Origin of the sequence: Haemophilus haemolyticus, assembly GCF_001679045.1 — a bacterium.
Taxonomy (GTDB): domain Bacteria; phylum Pseudomonadota; class Gammaproteobacteria; order Enterobacterales; family Pasteurellaceae; genus Haemophilus; species Haemophilus haemolyticus.
In genome coordinates, this window is sequence record NZ_LYCK01000012.1 from 398,406 (window position 1) to 414,724 (window position 16,319).

Sequence of the window (16,319 nt, forward strand, 5' to 3'; positions counted from 1 at the left end):
GACTGTAAGAAAGTACGGTCAATTTTACCGCACTTTAAAAGGAAGACTGCCTGTATTCTACGAGGAACAAAGATGATGTGCAAATAAAAAACCGAACCCAATCGGATTCGGCTTTAATTATGTTGTGTTTGATAATTATTCTTTCTGTATTATTACTTACGCTAATTCCGCACGTAATTTTTTCGTTACATCCACCATCACTTTTAATTGATCGATAGTTTCTGTCCAACCACGTGTTTTTAAACCGCAGTCTGGATTTACCCATAAGCGTTCTTTTGGAATTACTTTTAACGCTTTGCGTAATAAGTGTTCAATTTCACCTGCGGTTGGTACACGTGGGCTGTGGATATCATATACGCCTGGACCGATGTCATTCGGGTAGTTGAATTTCACGAAGGCATCTAATAATTCCATATCTGAACGTGAAGTTTCGATAGTAATCACATCCGCATCTAATGCAGCAATCGCTGGTAAGATGTCGTTAAATTCAGAGTAACACATATGAGTGTGAATTTGCGTATCATCTTGCACGCCCATTGAGCTTAAACGGAATGCTTCGCCCGCCCATTGTAAGTATGCATCCCAATCAGCACGTTTAAGCGGTAGCCCTTCACGAATGGCTGGCTCATCGATTTGGATAACTTTAATGCCCGCCGCTTCTAAATCTAACACTTCATCAGATAATGCCACGCCGATTTGTTTACATACGATTGAACGTGGAATATCGTTACGCACGAATGACCATTGTAAAATAGTCACAGGGCCGGTTAACATCCCTTTCATCACGCGGTTTGTTAAGCTTTGTGCATATTGTGACCAGCGGACTGTCATTGGCTCTGGGCGGGTAACATCACCGTAAATTACTGGTGGTTTTACACAACGTGAACCGTAGCTTTGTACCCAACCAAATTTGGTGAACGCGAAACCATCTAATAATTCCCCAAAGTATTCCACCATGTCGTTACGTTCCGCTTCACCGTGAACTAACACATCTAAATCTAATTCTTCCTGGCGACGTACCACATATTCAATTTCTTTTTTCATTGCCGCTTCGTAATCTGCAAGAGATAACTCGCCTTTTTTGAAACTTGCACGGGCGTGACGAATTTCAGTAGTTTGCGGGAATGAGCCAATGTTTGTAGTTGGTAAAAGCGGTAAATTTAACCAGGCATTTTGCTTAACAATACGTTCTGCAAATGGCGATTTACGTTGATCCGCACCTTTTGGCAAGTTTGCTAAACGCTCAGCCACTTCAGGACGATGAATTTCTTTTGAGGTTGCACGTGCATCTGCTGCCGCTTGGCTTGCATCTAATGCTGCTTGTACAGACGCTCTACCATGATTTAATGCTTGTTTTAATACGTTTAATTCTTCTACTTTTTGTAACGTGAACGATAACCAGCTGTAAAGTGCGGTATTTTTTTCTTTTAATTGTACTTCCACTTCTAAATCAAATGGGGTGTGCAATAATGAACAGCTTGGTGCAATCCATAAACGCTCGCCTAATTTTGCTTTTAATGGCTCTAATACATCTAACACTTTGTTTAAGTTTGCACGCCAGATATTACGGCCTTCAATCACACCAGCTGATAACACTTTGCTGTAATCTTCAAATGCCGCTAACTGTTCTGGAGCACGCACTAAATCTAAATGCAAGCCCGCAACAGGTAAAGCTTTTAATAACTCAGCGTGTTCAGCAACGGAACCAAAATAAGTGGCTAACAATAATTTTGCATTCACTTTGCTTAATTCAGCATACACAGATTTATAGGCTTCAACCCATTCTGCTGGTAAATCCAATGCTAGTGCAGGTTCATCAATTTGAATCCACTCCGCACCTTCAGCCACTAATGCGTTTAAGATTTCAACATAAACAGGCACTAATTGATTTAATAAATCGAAACGGTTAAACGCTTCACCTTTTTCTTTACCTAACCATAAGAATGTTAATGGGCCAACAATCACCGGTTTGAAGTTTAAACCTAATGCTTTTGCTTCACGGATTTGGTTTACATAATGTGCTGGATTAGCTTTGAATTGTGTATTTTTATGAAATTCTGGCACGAGATAATGATAGTTCGTATCGAACCATTTGGTCATTTCAATCGCAAATTGATCTTTGTTACCACGTGCAAGTTGGAAATATTGATCAAGGGTTAAATTTTGGCTATCAAAACCAAAACGAGCAGGAATTGCCCCTGTTGCCACTTGTAAATCTAAAATATGATCGTAGAACGTGAAATCGCCCACGGCAACGAAATCCGCATTCGCCGCTGCTTGATGTTTCCAGTTCTTTTCACGCAATGCTTTCGCTAAATCTAATAAATCTTGCTCTGCTAATTCTTTACGCCAATAACGTTCTTGTGCAAATTTTAATTCACGTTTTGCACCCACACGAGGAAAGCCTAAAATATGTGATGTTGTCATAATAACTCCCGTTTTAAAGTAATCTTCTTAATCATTTAGACGGCTAAACGTCTGTACGGGTATAGAATGCGCCATCTTAGTGTATTATGCAAACTTATTATTTTCAGGATTTGTATGAAATAAATTAATACTTAAACCGCGTATAAAACAAAGGGGCATACTAAATGCCCCAAAAACTATTGCAAAATTTACCGTACTTTTAACCATATTTTAAAGATTTGGCTTTAGGTGATTTCATTTTCAGCTGGCTACAAATTGTAGACAACTCATTTCCTCTTTTACGCACATTTACGCCACCTACTGCAACGCTTTCTCAATTTTTTCAAATAAATCTTTTGAAAGATTTTCTACAATGCTTAGGCGTTCTAAAGCACGTTTCATCAACGTTTGGCGTTGGGCATCAAAGCGAGAAAAACGAATTAATGGCTCAATTAAGCGTGCAGCTACTTGCGGATTACTTTCATTTAAACGGATTAAAACATCCGTTAAGAAACGATAGCCTGCTCCGCTTACATTGTGGAAGGCTTTTAAGTTGTGATTAGCAAAACTGCCAATTAATGAACGTAAACGGTTTGGATTGTTGAAGTTAAAACTTGAGTGATCCATTAATAACTGAATAATTTCCAATACATTTTCATCTGGACGAGTGGCTTGTAATGCAAACCATTTATCCATCACTAATCCATCGTGTTGCCATTTTTGTTCAAAATCAGCTAATAATGCATCTCTGCAAGGTAATGCCGCTTTAGTTGCAACACTTAATGCAGCCAAGGTATCTGTCATATTATTCGCATTATTGTAGTGTTTTTGAACTAAGTTGTTACCCAAATTGGTGTAAGCCAAATAAGTTAAACAAAGATTACGCATTGCACGTAAGGCGATGTCTTGCTGTGTAACTTGATATTCATCAAGGCGAATATGGGTATAAACACGCAAGAAATCATCTTTTAAAGTCTCGGCAATTTGCGCTTGCATAAATGCTCTTGCGGCTGAAATGCCATCAGGATCGATAGTTTTGAAACCTTCAGCAAATTCCATTTCTTTTGGAAGGGTGAGAATTAATGTTGCCAGTTCAATATCTTTCTCATAATGATTCAGAACATAAGAAAGTGCGGTCAACATTTCAGGGGAAATTTCTAGTGGCTCGCCTTGTTGGAAACTCACAACATTACGACGTAATTCTTGCGTAAATAACATTTGTGCCGCATCCCAACGGATAAACTGATTATCTGCAAATTTCAGCAAGCCTAATAACTGCTCGGTTTTGTAATCATAATCCAGTTTTACCGGCGCGGAGAAATCACATAACAATGCTGGAATTGGGCGACCATAAATGCCATGAAACTCAAAGACTTGGTCTTTTTCAGTGACATTTAATACATCACTCAACAATTCACCATTATGTTGTAGCATTTGTTTTGTGCCATTCGCGTCATAAAGCGCCACTTTTAATGGAATATGTAAATTCACTTTTTCCATTTGATCGGCGGTTGGCGGTGTGGATTGTGAAACCGTTAAACGATAAGTATGCGTTTTTTCGTCATACGCATCGCTAATCAATAATTCTGGCGTACCCGATTGACTATACCAACGACGGAATTGGTTTAAATCGAGGTTATTTGCACGTTCCATAGCAGAAACAAAATCTTCGCAGGTTGCCGCTTTGCCATCGTTTTCAGCAATATAAAGTTGCATCCCTTTTTGGAAACCTTGCTCACCTAATAAAGTGTGCAACATACGAATGACTTCAGCCCCTTTTTCATATACTGTCACCGTGTAAAAGTTATTCATTTCAATCACTTTCTCAGGGCGAATTGGGTGTGACATTGGGCTTGAATCTTCGGCAAATTGCACGGTGCGTAAAAATTTCACATTATTAATGCGATTCACGGCACGCGAACCTGTATCTGAAGAAAATTCTTGATCACGGAAAACCGTTAAGCCTTCTTTCAAACTTAATTGGAACCAATCTCGGCAGGTTACACGGTTGCCTGTCCAGTTATGAAAATATTCGTGTGCAATCACACTTTCAATAGCAAGATAATCCTCATCTGTTGCCGTTTGTGGATTGGCCAACACGAATTTAGAGTTAAAGATATTTAACCCTTTATTTTCCATTGCGCCCATATTGAAGAAATCGACGGCAACGATCATGTAAATATCTAAGTCATATTCTAAATTAAAGCGATCTTCATCCCATTTCATCGCTTTTTTCAGACTTTCCATTGCCCAAGTTGCACGGTTAAGATTGCCACGATCCACATAAAGCTCTAACGCAACTTCTCGCCCACTTTTGGTGATGAATTTATCTTGTAATAAATCAAAATTCCCTGCCACTAAAGCAAATAAATAGCTTGGTTTCGGGAATGGATCGTTCCATTCCACCCAATGGCGACCATCTTCTAATTCACCACTTGCAATGCGATTACCATTAGAAAGTAAGAATGGATATTTGGTTTTATCTGCCGTAATTTTAGTTGTGTAACGCGCTAACACATCAGGACGATCAAGCATATAAGTGATTTGACGAAAACCTTCCGCCTCGCATTGCGTACAAATACCTTCTCCAGATTGATAAAGCCCCTGTAATGAAGTGTTTTCGACTGGCACAAGGAAGGTCACAATTTCAAGTTCAAATTCTTCCGCACTTTTACCTTTTAAATCGAGCGTTAAACTCTCGCCATCTTGTTGATAAGCAGAAAATGGCTCACCATTAAATTTAATAGAGGAAAACTGGAAACTATGCCCATCTAAACGTAAAGAAGTCGCTTCATCATTTAAGCGTTGGAATTTTGTGGTTGCGGTCACCACAGTATGTTTAGGATCAAGTTGAAAATCTAAATAAACGTCTGTGACAGTAAAATCTGGTTGTTTGTAATCTTTTCTATATTTTGCTTTGGCTAACATAATTTGCCCTATTCTATAAAAATTGTGCTTAGGATAAAATTTTATCCTTAAAGTTGCAATGGTATTTTCCTATAAAACCCATTTAGCAAACGTTTGCCTGACATGTGTAAGATGTGCTATTCTACGCCACGTTTTTAATTAAAAAATTGAGAAAATAGCATGTCAAAAACTGCACAAATTGCCGTTGTGATGGGTTCCAAAAGCGATTGGGCTACCATGCAAGAGGCAACTCAGATTTTAGATGAATTAAAAGTACCTTATCATGTGGAAGTCGTCTCGGCTCATCGTACGCCTGATAAACTTTTTGAATTTGCCGAAAATGCACAAAAAAATGGTTACAAAATAATTATTGCTGGTGCGGGCGGTGCGGCACATTTACCCGGTATGATCGCAGCGAAAACACTTGTGCCAGTGCTGGGCGTACCAGTAAAAAGTTCTATGTTAAGTGGTGTGGATAGCCTTTATTCAATTGTGCAAATGCCAAAAGGAATCCCAGTCGGAACATTGGCTATTGGCCCTGCGGGCGCGGCAAACGCAGGATTGTTAGCCGCCCAAATTCTAGCAGGTTGGGATGCAGAATTGCTTTCACGCTTGCAATCTTTCCGTGAAAGCCAAACTCATGCTGTACTGGACAATCCCGATCCACGCACATAAAAATTTCTTCAGTTCTGACCGCACTTTTAAAGTGCGGTTGTTTTTTTCGTAAATTTAACGAGAAATATTATGCAAAACTTCACCTTATACCCAACCGTTTATGTACTTGGCAACGGACAACTCGGCAGAATGTTACGTTACGCAGGCGCACCTTTAGATATTTATGTTGAACCCTTAGCCTTCAATGCGCCAGTTTTTGACTTACCTGAAAATGCGATCATTACGGCGGAAATTGAACGCTGGGAAAAAACGCCTTTGACTGAATTACTCGGTAATCATAAAAACTTCGTCAATCAACATGTATTTGGATTATTGGCCGATCGTTTTACGCAAAAATCCTTGCTTGATGAGCTAAATCTTTCTACCTCACCTTGGTGTTTATTAAAAGATAAAACGCAGTGGAATGATGTTTTCCAAACCGTTGGCGAGAAAGTCGTCGTTAAACGCAGAACCGGCGGATATGATGGACGTGGTCAATGGATTATCAGCAATGAAAACAAAGCGGACATCACCGATGACTTATTTGGTGAAGTGATCGCAGAAAAATTTATTCCTTTCGATTATGAAGTTTCTATTGTAGGCGCAAGATTTAAAAATGGTGAAAAACGTTTTTATCCCGTTACACATAACCTGCAACAAAACGGTATTTTGCGTTACAGCGTGGTTGATATTGCGTTTCCTCAACAATCTGCACAACAAAAGCAAGCAGAAGCCATGCTCAGCAAAATTATGGATAAATTAGGCTATGTGGGTGTAATGGCAATGGAATGTTTTGTTGTAGGCGACAAATTACTGATTAACGAACTTGCGCCTCGCGTACATAACAGTGGGCATTGGACACAACTGGGATGTGCTATTAGTCAATTTGAATTACATTTACGTGCGCTACTTGATTTGCCAACACCTGAATTACAAACATTCGCCCCTAGTGTAATGGTGAATTTAATCGGCACAAACCATAATCCCAAATGGCTTAATACACCGTTTGCACAACTTCATTGGTACGGTAAAGAAGTAAGAGCTGGGCGTAAGGTTGGGCATATCAATCTTTCTCATCCTAATAAAGCGGTCATTATTCAGCAATTAGAAAAACTCCGCACTGAGTTACCAGAAGATTATCAATCTGGATTAAATTGGGCGATTGAAAAACTAAAATAATGTAAAAAATGACCGCACTTTTTGATGAATATTTAAAAATATCAAAGTGCGGTTAATTTTTATAAAAATCTTTCTTGATAAAATAAAACGGCTGAAGTATAAAATTATCCACCACACAACACATACATAAGGAAAAGCTATGTTTGAACATATCAAAGCGGCACCAGCCGATCCTATCTTAGGCTTAGGCGAAGCATTCAAATCTGAAACGCGTGAAAATAAAATCAATTTAGGTATTGGCGTTTATAAAGATGCGCAAGGCACAACCCCGATTATGCGTGCGGTCAAAGAAGCAGAAAAACGCTTATTTGATAACGAAAAAACGAAGAATTATCTGACTATCGATGGTATTGCGGATTATAACGAACGAACAAAAGCGCTACTTTTCGGTAAAGATTCTGAAATCATTAAATCTAATCGTGCGAGAACAGTACAAAGTTTAGGCGGAACAGGTGCATTACGCATTGCGGCTGAATTTATTAAACGTCAAACCAAAGCACAAAATGTTTGGATCAGCACACCAACATGGCCAAATCACAATGCCATTTTCAATGCTGTCGGCATGACGATTCGTGAATATCGTTATTATGATGCTGAACGTAAAGCCCTTTATTGGGAACATTTACTCGAAGATTTAAGCCAAGCAAGCGAAGGTGATGTGGTGCTTTTACACGGTTGCTGCCACAACCCAACTGGTATTGATCCAACCCCTGAACAATGGCAAGAATTAGCTACACTTTCGGCAAAAAATGGCTGGTTACCACTCTTTGACTTTGCTTATCAAGGTTTAGCCAATGGCTTAGATGAAGATGCTTACGGTTTACGTGCTTTTGCGGCAAACCACAAAGAATTATTAGTAGCAAGTTCATTCTCGAAAAACTTTGGTTTATACAATGAGCGTGTAGGTGCCTTTACCCTTGTGGCTGAAAATGCAGAAATTGCTTCCACCGCTTTAACACAGGTGAAATCAATTATTCGTACACTCTACTCTAACCCTGCATCTCACGGTGGAGCGACCGTAGCAACAGTGTTAAATGATCCGAAACTTCGTCAAGAATGGGAAAATGAATTAACTGAAATGCGTGAACGTATCAAAAAAATGCGTCATTTATTCGTTCAGTTATTAAAAGAATACGGTGCAGAGCAAGATTTCAGCTTTATCATGGAACAAAACGGTATGTTCTCTTTCAGCGGCTTATCACCTGAACAAGTTGATCGCTTAAAAGAAGAATTTGCGATTTACGCTGTTCGTTCTGGTCGTATCAATGTGGCGGGTATTACTGAAGATAATATTCGTTATTTATGTGAAAGCATTGTGAAAGTGCTTTAATTCATAAAAAGCAAAAGTGCGGTTAAGTTTAACCGCACTTTGCCATTACCACTTCTCTAACGCTTCTTTATCGCTTTCTCTCGCTTCAATCCAACGTTCACCTTGATCAGTTTGTTCTTTTTTCCAGAACGGCGCTTTGGATTTTAAGAAGTCCATAATAAATTCATTAGCATGGTAGGCATCACCTCGGTGAGCAGAACTGATGCCGACTAAAACAATTTCATCGCCGGTATGTAAAAGTCCCACACGATGAATTACAGATACTCGCTGGATATCCCAACGCGCTTTCGCCTGTTCTACAATTTCACGTAAGGCTTTTTCTGTCATTGCAGGATAATGTTCTAAGTATAAACTGGATACCTCATCGCCTAAATTAAGATCCCGTACTTTACCCACGAAAATAACCGTTGCGCCAACCGAATGTTGCTCAGATAGCCATTGGTAAACGGCATTTTGATCAAAAGGTTGTTCTTGTACTGAAATTTGAATATCAGCCATTTAGCCTCCTGTTACCGGTGGGAAAAACGCAATTTCATCCCCATTTTTGACCGCACTTTCTAACGGCGTCAAAGTTTGATTAATCGCTACTAAAAGCTTCCCTTCTTCAAGTGCCAATGCCCACTTATCGCCTTTTTGAGCAAGATGTTCACGCACTGCTTCCGCAGTGGCAAAATCATCTTCTAATTGAATGGAATCAACGCCAATTAATTCGCGAGTTTGAGCAAAAAATAAAACATTTAACATCTTATTTTTCCTCCGCAATAAAATGACCGGATTTTCCACCGCTCTTTTCTAACAGGCGAACGTGCTCAATCACCATGTCTTTTTGTACGGCTTTACACATATCGTAAATGGTTAAGGCTGCTACGCTTGCTGCCGTTAATGCTTCCATTTCTACGCCGGTTTTTCCGGTTAATTTACAAAGAGATTGAATACGAACTTGATTGGTTTCAAGTAACGGTTCTAAATTCACTTCCACTTTAGAAAGTAACAATGGATGGCAAAGCGGGATAAGTTCCCAAGTACGTTTTGCCGCTTGAATACCTGCAATACGTGCTGTAGCAAATACATCGCCTTTGTGATGTTTGCCTTCCACGATCATAGCAAGGGTTTCTTTTGACATGGTGACAATGGCTTCAGCACGAGCTTCACGAACAGTCTCTGCTTTTGCAGAAACATCCACCATATTGGCTTCGCCTTGAGAATTGATATGCGTAAATGTAGTCATAATAAAATAAAGTGCGGTTAAAATATTAAATGTTTTACATGTGTGGCAAAGAAAATAAGTGAATAGCAAAATTCACCTATTTTCTTTTAGCCACCAATAGAAGCCAAATGGTTTCTTACGCCACTATCGCCAACATGTAAGTAATGATGCTCACGTTTACCTTGAAGTGCGGCAAAAATACGAGCCTGTAAAATATCCTGCTGTTCATGGGATTGCAATAAATCACGTAATTCAATACCTTCTTCGCCAAATAAACAAAGATGAAGTTTGCCCTTCGCTGACACTCTGAGACGATTACAGCTTGCACAGAAATTCTTCTCATAAGGCATAATTAAGCCAATTTCGCCTGCATAATCAGGATGTGTAAAGACTTTTGCAGGGCCATCCGTGTGGGATTTATGCTGTAATGTCCAACCATTTTTCAGCAATTTATCCGCTAAGACTTGCCCAGAAAGATGGTGTTTATCAAAGAAACTATCCATTTCGCCCGTTTGCATGAGTTCAATAAAACGCATTTGAATCGGGCGATCTTTCACCCAAGTAAGGAATTGTTCAAACTCTTTATCATTCAAATTTTTCATCAAAACTGAATTAACTTTAACTTTGTTGTAGCCCACCTCAAATGCACGATCGATACCACGCATCACGTCATCAAATTTATTAATGCCTGTAATTTGATGGAACATTTTTGGATCTAAGCTATCAACACTGACGTTAATAGACGTAATCCCTGCTTTCTTCCAATCAGCCACATCTTTTGCCATTCGATAGCCGTTTGTCGTAACGGCTAATTGACGAATGCCATCAATGTTAGCGATGCTTTCTGCAATAGAAATAAAATCTTTGCGTAAAGTCGGTTCGCCACCCGTTAAACGGATCTTTTCGGTGCCCATTTCAGCAAATGCTTGAGCAAGATGGGTAATTTCTTTTAAGGTTAAGAAACTTGGTTTGTTAGCTTCGGGTTGATAACCATCAGGTAAACAATAGGTACAACGGAAATTGCACTGATCGGTAATCGACAGTCGTAGATAGTAATATTGGCGTTGAAAAGGATCGACTAAGCGAGACTCTCCTACGTTTTTAATAGGAATGGATTGCATTTTACACCTTTCTAAATACGGAGAGGATAAACCGTTTCCAGCGTATCCCTGAATAACACACGGCGTTATTGGCTTGTCGCCGTATTTCTATGAAACTTAGGCTAAACAAGCTCGGAGTTATGCGTTAAATTTAATTTGTCGTCATTCTAAAAGATTTCACTTCATAAACACAATCAATAATATTGATGAAAATCAGTATTTTCCTAAATTCTTAAAAATCAATTATATAAAAAAATACATAATGAATATGAGACTGGCTCATTAGTGATAATTAATCCTATTTATATAAATAACCATAAATTTTTAGCTGATTATTATGAGGTATTTTTATTGATTTAAATCATAATTTAATCAATAAATAAATCTCTCTACTTTTCATAATCAGAAAAATATCCTACTATTTTTATCGGATTTATTTTTACTTAATCAATATAGGAGTGATTTATGTCTTTTGCCCAACAAAAACTTAGCGAACTCGCTGTTTCAATTCCAGGTGCAACTAAAATTTTTCGTGAATATGATTTAGATTTTTGCTGTGGAGGTTCTGTATTATTAGAAGTCGCAGCGCAACAAAAGAATCTTAACCTTGCTGAAATTGAAAAACGTTTAACTGATTTACAACAAAGTAAAGCAGAAAATAATGATAAAGATTGGACTTCGGCATCTTATGCAGAGATGATCGATCACATTATTACTCGTTTTCATAATCGCCATCGTGAACAACTCCCAGAATTAATTACATTGGCGGAGAAAGTAGAAAATGTACATGGTGATCGTGATGACTGCCCTGTCGGCGTAGCGGCACAATTAGAAAAAATTTATGCTGAACTTAGCCAGCATTTAATGAAAGAAGAACAAATTTTGTTCCCAATGATCAAAATGGGGAATTATGCTATGGCCTCAATGCCAATTCGTGTAATGGAAATGGAACACGATGAAGCAGGACAAGATGTGGAAGTGATCAAATCACTTACTAATAACTGCACGCCACCTGCAGATGCTTGTTTCAGTTGGAAAGCCTTATATAGCGGTATTAATGAATTTATTGATGATTTAATGCACCATATTCATTTGGAAAATAATATTTTATTTCCACGTGTATTAAACGAAAAATAATTCATACTCATCAAAAAATAACCGCACTTTAATCTATTCCGAAAAATAAACTAAAGTGCGGTCATTTCCACAAAAATTTTGAGTTGGTCGATAAGCCGAGTTCTGTCGTGGACAATCATTCCTCTAGGCGACAAATTACTCTGCCGCTCAAGCAACCTACCCGAATCCTGAGCGGGCCACTCATTGGATTCCTATTTGGTCTTGCTACGAGTGGAGTTTACCCTGCTGCCAACCGTTACCGGAGGCACGGTGCGCTCTTACCGCACCCTTTCACCCTTACCGTTTACACGGCGGTCTGCTCTCTGTTGCACTGGTCGTCGGCTCACGCCGCCCGGACGTTATCCGGCACTCTGCCCTGTGTAGCTCGGACTTTCCTCTCGTTTACTTGTCCCACTAGGTCGTATAAATACGGTTAAGGGCTTCAATAAACCAGCGATTGTCTAACCAACTCGGCGCGTAGTATAGGGGCAATCATTAGTGCGGTCAATAAAATCCCCAATTTTTGAATATTGCTCATCAATCTTATAAACAATAATGCCTAATTTTTCATTCGTATTTTTTTATGATTCCGCTAAAATAACGCCAATTTCAACCGCTCTTTTAGGAAGAAGAATGAACTATCTAAAAATTGCACAGGATTCCCTTTCAGTGGAAAGTAACGCACTTTTGCAACTCAGCCAGAGTTTAGGCGAGGATTTTAATCAAGTCGTCGATTTAATCCTTGCTTGCGAAGGACGATTAGTCATCGGCGGGATAGGGAAATCTGGTTTAATCGGTAAAAAAATGGTGGCTACATTTGCCTCTACGGGCACACCAAGTTTCTTTTTACATCCGACGGAAGCCTTCCACGGTGATTTAGGTATGTTGAAACCAATTGATATCGTGATGTTAATTTCCTATAGCGGTGAAACCGATGATGTCAACAAACTGATTCCAAGTTTAAAAAATTTTGGTAATAAAATTATTGCCGTGACGAGTAACAAAAATTCCACGCTCGCACGCCATGCAGATTATGTTTTAGACATTACTGTTGAGCGAGAGGTGTGTCCGAATAATCTTGCACCAACAACATCCGCACTTGTAACGCTGGCACTTGGCGATGCACTCGCCGTATCACTTATTACGGCACGCAATTTCCAACCAGCTGACTTTGCTAAATTCCATCCAGGTGGCAGTCTTGGTCGTCGTTTATTATGTAAAGTGAAAGATCAAATGCAAACTCGCCTACCAACAATTTTACCGACCACCAATTTTACTGACTGCCTCACAGTCATGAATGAAGGGCGAATGGGCGTTGCCTTAGTGATGGAAAACGAGCAACTTAAAGGCATTATCACAGATGGCGATATTCGCCGCGCGCTTACAGCCAATGGTGCAGAAACGCTGAATAAAACAGCCAAAGATTTTATGACAAGTTCACCAAAAACTATTCATCAAGACGAATTTTTATCCAAAGCAGAAGACTTTATGAAAGCGAAAAAAATTCACTCGCTAGTCGTTGTTAATGATAAAAATCACGTAGTGGGTTTAGTGGAATTTTCAAGCTAAGGAATCCCAATGCAACAAAAATTAGAAAACATTAAATTTGTCATTACTGATGTAGACGGCGTACTCACCGATGGACAACTCCATTATGATGCCAATGGTGAAGCCATCAAAAGCTTTCATGTACGAGATGGTTTAGGCATAAAAATGCTGATGGATGCGGATATTCAAGTGGCAGTGCTTTCTGGTCGCGACTCCCCTATTTTACGTCGTCGCATTGCCGATCTTGGTATTAAATTATTCTTTCTTGGCAAACTTGAAAAAGAAACGGCTTGTTTTGAACTCATGAAACAAGCAGGCGTCACCGCCGAGCAAACCGCTTATATTGGCGATGATAGCGTAGATCTTCCCGCCTTTGCAGCGTGTGGAACTTCTTTTGCTGTGGCTGATGCCCCTATTTATGTGAAGAATGCCGTTGATCATATACTTTCTACCAATGGCGGCAAAGGTGCCTTCCGAGAAATGTCCGACATGATTTTACTGGCACAGGGAAAATCTTCTGTGTTTGATAGTGCTCAAGGTTTCCTAAAATCAGTGAAAAACATGGGACAGTAATAACTCATTCGTCAGTGTTATTGCTTAATAAAAAATAAAGTGCGGTTAATTTTCAAGGTGTTTTAAAATCTCTCAAAAATCAACCGCACTTTTATATTTATAACGATCCCATACTCTTTAACAAGATTCTTTCCTAAAATACTCATAGAACTGCGGTAAGAGTTGCGTAATCAAATTTAATTGCTGATACGGTAAACTAAAGACGGCTCGTTCTTCTGCGGTCATCTCTTGTTTTTCTAATTCTTTTAAATATGTTTCAATACGTTCTTGCTGTTGGTTAAAAATAGCTTCGGGTATTTCTTCAATGTGTTCTAAGGTATAGATAATTTTCTTTGCCACGGGATAAAAACCAGATAAAAACTGTGCGGTCTGTTGCAAATTTTTCATTCTGTCGCGATAAGCGCCAAGGGCCGAAATATAGCTTAATAGAGAATAATTAAGCTTGAGCAAATCAAAACCTTTCTGTAAATATGCCTTATATTTCACTGGCTCATTATTCATATTAGAAAGTGTTGTACTCAGTGCGGCAGCATATTGATGCGCATTACGACGTGCTATGCGATATTTAAGATCGTCACTTTTACCAAATTGCAATTGGCTAATAATATGCAATAAATATACCGCATCACTACGCAATGCTTGATGGCTCACTTTATCAAGTTGCAAATATTTCCAATCTGGCCATAAGTAAGATACTGCAAACCATGAAATCGCCGCACCAAGTAAAGTATCGAGTAAACGTGGCATTAACGCAGCTGCCGTATCAAATCCCATGACATCAAAACTCAGCAAAACTTGTAGTGTGATGAAAAAGGTTGAAAAACTATAATTATTACTACGGAAGAAAAAGAACAATGTACTTGTAAGCACCACAAGACCCAGTTTTAATTCTAAGGTTGGATTTAAATAAGGTAATAGAGACCCTACCACTACACCTAATATCGTGCCAATAATGCGCTGGCGTAAACGTACTTTAGTTGCAGAATAGTTTGGCTGACACACAAATACAGTGGTCAATAAAATCCAATAACCAAGATTAAATTGGAAAAATTCAACAATTGCACAGCACAGAAATACCACAATAGATAATCGTACCGCATGTCGGAACAACGGTGACTCAAAAGTAAAATGGCTAAAAATCACTGCACTTATATTTTTTAACCCAGTGATTTGTTCCGTATGAATTTGAGCTAATTGTTCTGTATCCATCATTTCTTGTGCCAATTGGCGAAGTTGCCAGTTGATACTTTGTAAATTATCTAACAAGGTTTGAATATCAATCAGTTCATCTTGATCATTGAGATGTTGCACTCGATATAGATCAAAGGAATGCAAGGTGCCTAAAAGTGCACGTTCGACACGTTCATTAAAATGATAAGGTTTATTTTCACGCAAACTCGCGGTAATTTCTTTACACGATTGTGCTTGTAGCTCTAACAAACGTTGAATACGGAAAATCAAATCTGTATTTTTTAGTTTTTCTGTTATTTGTTGATAATCAAAATGCGTAGAATTGGCGCGCTCATGAATGTCTTGCGCGGCAAAATAGTAACGTAACATTCTCTGGGTACGAGGATGGCGATGTTGCCCTCTAATACGGTAAAAAAGTGCAGTGCGCACGATATTAAATGCCACGACAACATTCGCATTTTTCATCGCGAAATTAAGATGTTTTTTTTCAATCTCAGCCACTTCGTCAGGATCAAAAAAACAGGATTTGGTATCTAAATATTCACCCAATGCACAAAACGCTTTAGCGACACTTTCTTGCACGGGACGATTTGGGAAAAACAGGTAAACAATCAGAGTCACCACGCTATACAGCAAGGTACCGCATAAAATCATTACGGGATTAATAAACCATACATTTCCTTCTGGCACATAAGTCAATGTGGTATAAAGAGCAACCACTAATGAACCAAAAGCAATCGTGCTATAACGCTGCCCCACGGCGCCAATCATGGTGAAAATAAATGTCAGCACCGTCATTAACACAATATATTGGATAGGCTTACCGATATGTAGCTGCACAATAAAGGATGAAATAGAAAAAGCAATGAGCGTGAAAAATACGTTTTTCAATCGTCCAGTTAAACGGTTATCCAAATCCACCAAACCACCTGCAATGATCCCTAGAATCAAAGGCATTGATTGCGAAGAAATATCAAAAGCCCATATTCCCACTGCCGCAATATTTACAGCAATAAAAACAGGAATCGTAGCGATTACTTTGGCATTTAACCGAATATTCATTTCAAATCCTTATCAAAATAGAAAAGTGAGCAACAAGGCTCACTTT

General features: G+C 38.9%; 13 protein-coding genes, 1 other RNA gene and 1 riboswitch. Of the genes, 6 read left to right on the forward strand and 8 right to left on the reverse strand.

The features are described 5' to 3' along the window. Positions 1–156: 156 nt before the first annotated feature. Positions 157–2,427, reverse strand: a complete 2,271-nt coding sequence (gene metE / locus A8M50_RS05305) for a 5-methyltetrahydropteroyltriglutamate--homocysteine S-methyltransferase (RefSeq protein ID WP_005645441.1) — start codon at positions 2,425–2,427, stop codon at positions 157–159. Positions 2,428–2,724: 297 nt separating this feature from the next. Then, positions 2,725–5,334 (reverse strand): aminopeptidase N, encoded by a 2,610-nt coding sequence (gene pepN, locus A8M50_RS05310; RefSeq protein WP_005645401.1) that lies wholly within the window; start codon positions 5,332–5,334, stop codon positions 2,725–2,727. Between the two features lie 159 nt (positions 5,335–5,493). On the opposite strand from pepN, the gene purE reads away from it, so the two are divergent. The 3 genes from purE to A8M50_RS05325 all read left to right on the forward strand — a co-directional run bounded on the left by purE (position 5,494) and on the right by A8M50_RS05325 (position 8,476). Then, positions 5,494–5,988 carry a 5-(carboxyamino)imidazole ribonucleotide mutase gene (purE, locus tag A8M50_RS05315; protein ID WP_005645493.1) on the forward strand — a complete coding sequence of 165 codons (495 nt, stop codon included), beginning with the start codon at positions 5,494–5,496 and terminating at the stop codon, positions 5,986–5,988. 69 nt (positions 5,989–6,057) lie between these two features. Then, positions 6,058–7,146 (forward strand): 5-(carboxyamino)imidazole ribonucleotide synthase, encoded by a 1,089-nt coding sequence (gene purK / locus A8M50_RS05320; protein WP_005645502.1) that lies wholly within the window; start codon positions 6,058–6,060, stop codon positions 7,144–7,146. A gap of 139 nt (positions 7,147–7,285) precedes the next feature. Beyond that, positions 7,286–8,476: an amino acid aminotransferase gene (locus A8M50_RS05325; protein ID WP_005645322.1), complete on the forward strand. Its 1,191-nt coding sequence runs from the start codon at positions 7,286–7,288 to the stop codon at positions 8,474–8,476. Positions 8,477–8,521: 45 nt separating this feature from the next. Here A8M50_RS05325 and moaE read toward each other — a convergent pair whose 3' ends face one another. From moaE to moaA, 4 genes are all read right to left on the reverse strand, one after another. Beyond that, a complete protein-coding gene (moaE, locus tag A8M50_RS05330; protein WP_005645376.1) occupies positions 8,522–8,974 on the reverse strand; it encodes a molybdopterin synthase catalytic subunit MoaE in 453 nt (150 codons plus the stop codon). After that, positions 8,975–9,220, reverse strand: coding sequence for a molybdopterin synthase sulfur carrier subunit (gene moaD / locus A8M50_RS05335; protein ID WP_005645517.1), 246 nt, complete (start codon positions 9,218–9,220; stop codon positions 8,975–8,977). It abuts the gene before it with no gap. Position 9,221: 1 nt separating this feature from the next. After that, positions 9,222–9,704, reverse strand: a complete 483-nt coding sequence (gene moaC, locus A8M50_RS05340; protein ID WP_005625811.1) for a cyclic pyranopterin monophosphate synthase MoaC — start codon at positions 9,702–9,704, stop codon at positions 9,222–9,224. An 86-nt stretch (positions 9,705–9,790) separates the two neighbouring features. Next, entirely contained in the window at positions 9,791–10,804 is a 1,014-nt protein-coding gene (moaA, locus tag A8M50_RS05345; protein WP_005645509.1) for a GTP 3',8-cyclase MoaA, read from the reverse strand. Then, positions 10,793–10,933: riboswitch (molybdenum cofactor riboswitch) on the reverse strand. It overlaps the preceding gene by 12 nt. A 315-nt stretch (positions 10,934–11,248) precedes the next feature. Here moaA and ytfE point away from each other — a divergent pair. Further along, positions 11,249–11,920 carry an iron-sulfur cluster repair protein YtfE gene (gene ytfE / locus A8M50_RS05350; RefSeq protein WP_005645487.1) on the forward strand — a complete coding sequence of 224 codons (672 nt, stop codon included), beginning with the start codon at positions 11,249–11,251 and terminating at the stop codon, positions 11,918–11,920. 75 nt (positions 11,921–11,995) lie between these two features. Here ytfE and rnpB read toward each other — a convergent pair. Continuing rightward, positions 11,996–12,372, reverse strand: an RNA gene (gene rnpB / locus A8M50_RS05355) — RNase P RNA component class A. A 160-nt stretch (positions 12,373–12,532) separates the two neighbouring features. Here rnpB and A8M50_RS05360 point away from each other — a divergent pair. Continuing rightward, positions 12,533–13,468, forward strand: coding sequence for a KpsF/GutQ family sugar isomerase (locus A8M50_RS05360; protein ID WP_005645419.1), 936 nt, complete (start codon positions 12,533–12,535; stop codon positions 13,466–13,468). A 9-nt stretch (positions 13,469–13,477) separates the two neighbouring features. After that, the gene (locus A8M50_RS05365; RefSeq protein WP_005645398.1) at positions 13,478–14,020 is read left to right on the forward strand and encodes a KdsC family phosphatase; all 543 of its coding nucleotides are present in this window, start codon (positions 13,478–13,480) and stop codon (positions 14,018–14,020) included. Positions 14,021–14,137: 117 nt separating this feature from the next. Here the strand turns inward: A8M50_RS05365 and yccS are convergent, their stop codons facing one another. After that, entirely contained in the window at positions 14,138–16,273 is a 2,136-nt protein-coding gene (gene yccS, locus A8M50_RS05370) for a YccS family putative transporter (RefSeq protein ID WP_005645320.1), read from the reverse strand. Positions 16,274–16,319: the final 46 nt, after the last annotated feature.

Excerpts from the sequence above, each read along its gene's own strand:
- moaD (WP_005645517.1), bottom strand. The coding sequence starts at position 9,220 with ATGTTAAATGTTTTATTTTTTGCTCAAACTCGCGAATTAATTGGCGTT.
- yccS (WP_005645320.1), bottom strand. The coding sequence starts at position 16,273 with ATGAATATTCGGTTAAATGCCAAAGTAATCGCTACGATTCCTGTTTTT.
- A8M50_RS05325 (WP_005645322.1), top strand. The coding sequence starts at position 7,286 with ATGTTTGAACATATCAAAGCGGCACCAGCCGATCCTATCTTAGGCTTA.
- metE (WP_005645441.1), bottom strand. The coding sequence starts at position 2,427 with ATGACAACATCACATATTTTAGGCTTTCCTCGTGTGGGTGCAAAACGT.
- ytfE (WP_005645487.1), top strand. The coding sequence starts at position 11,249 with ATGTCTTTTGCCCAACAAAAACTTAGCGAACTCGCTGTTTCAATTCCA.
- pepN (WP_005645401.1), bottom strand. The coding sequence starts at position 5,334 with ATGTTAGCCAAAGCAAAATATAGAAAAGATTACAAACAACCAGATTTT.
- purK (WP_005645502.1), top strand. The coding sequence starts at position 6,058 with ATGCAAAACTTCACCTTATACCCAACCGTTTATGTACTTGGCAACGGA.
- A8M50_RS05360 (WP_005645419.1), top strand. The coding sequence starts at position 12,533 with ATGAACTATCTAAAAATTGCACAGGATTCCCTTTCAGTGGAAAGTAAC.
- moaA (WP_005645509.1), bottom strand. The coding sequence starts at position 10,804 with ATGCAATCCATTCCTATTAAAAACGTAGGAGAGTCTCGCTTAGTCGAT.
- A8M50_RS05365 (WP_005645398.1), top strand. The coding sequence starts at position 13,478 with ATGCAACAAAAATTAGAAAACATTAAATTTGTCATTACTGATGTAGAC.
- purE (WP_005645493.1), top strand. The coding sequence starts at position 5,494 with ATGTCAAAAACTGCACAAATTGCCGTTGTGATGGGTTCCAAAAGCGAT.
- moaE (WP_005645376.1), bottom strand. The coding sequence starts at position 8,974 with ATGGCTGATATTCAAATTTCAGTACAAGAACAACCTTTTGATCAAAAT.
- moaC (WP_005625811.1), bottom strand. The coding sequence starts at position 9,704 with ATGACTACATTTACGCATATCAATTCTCAAGGCGAAGCCAATATGGTG.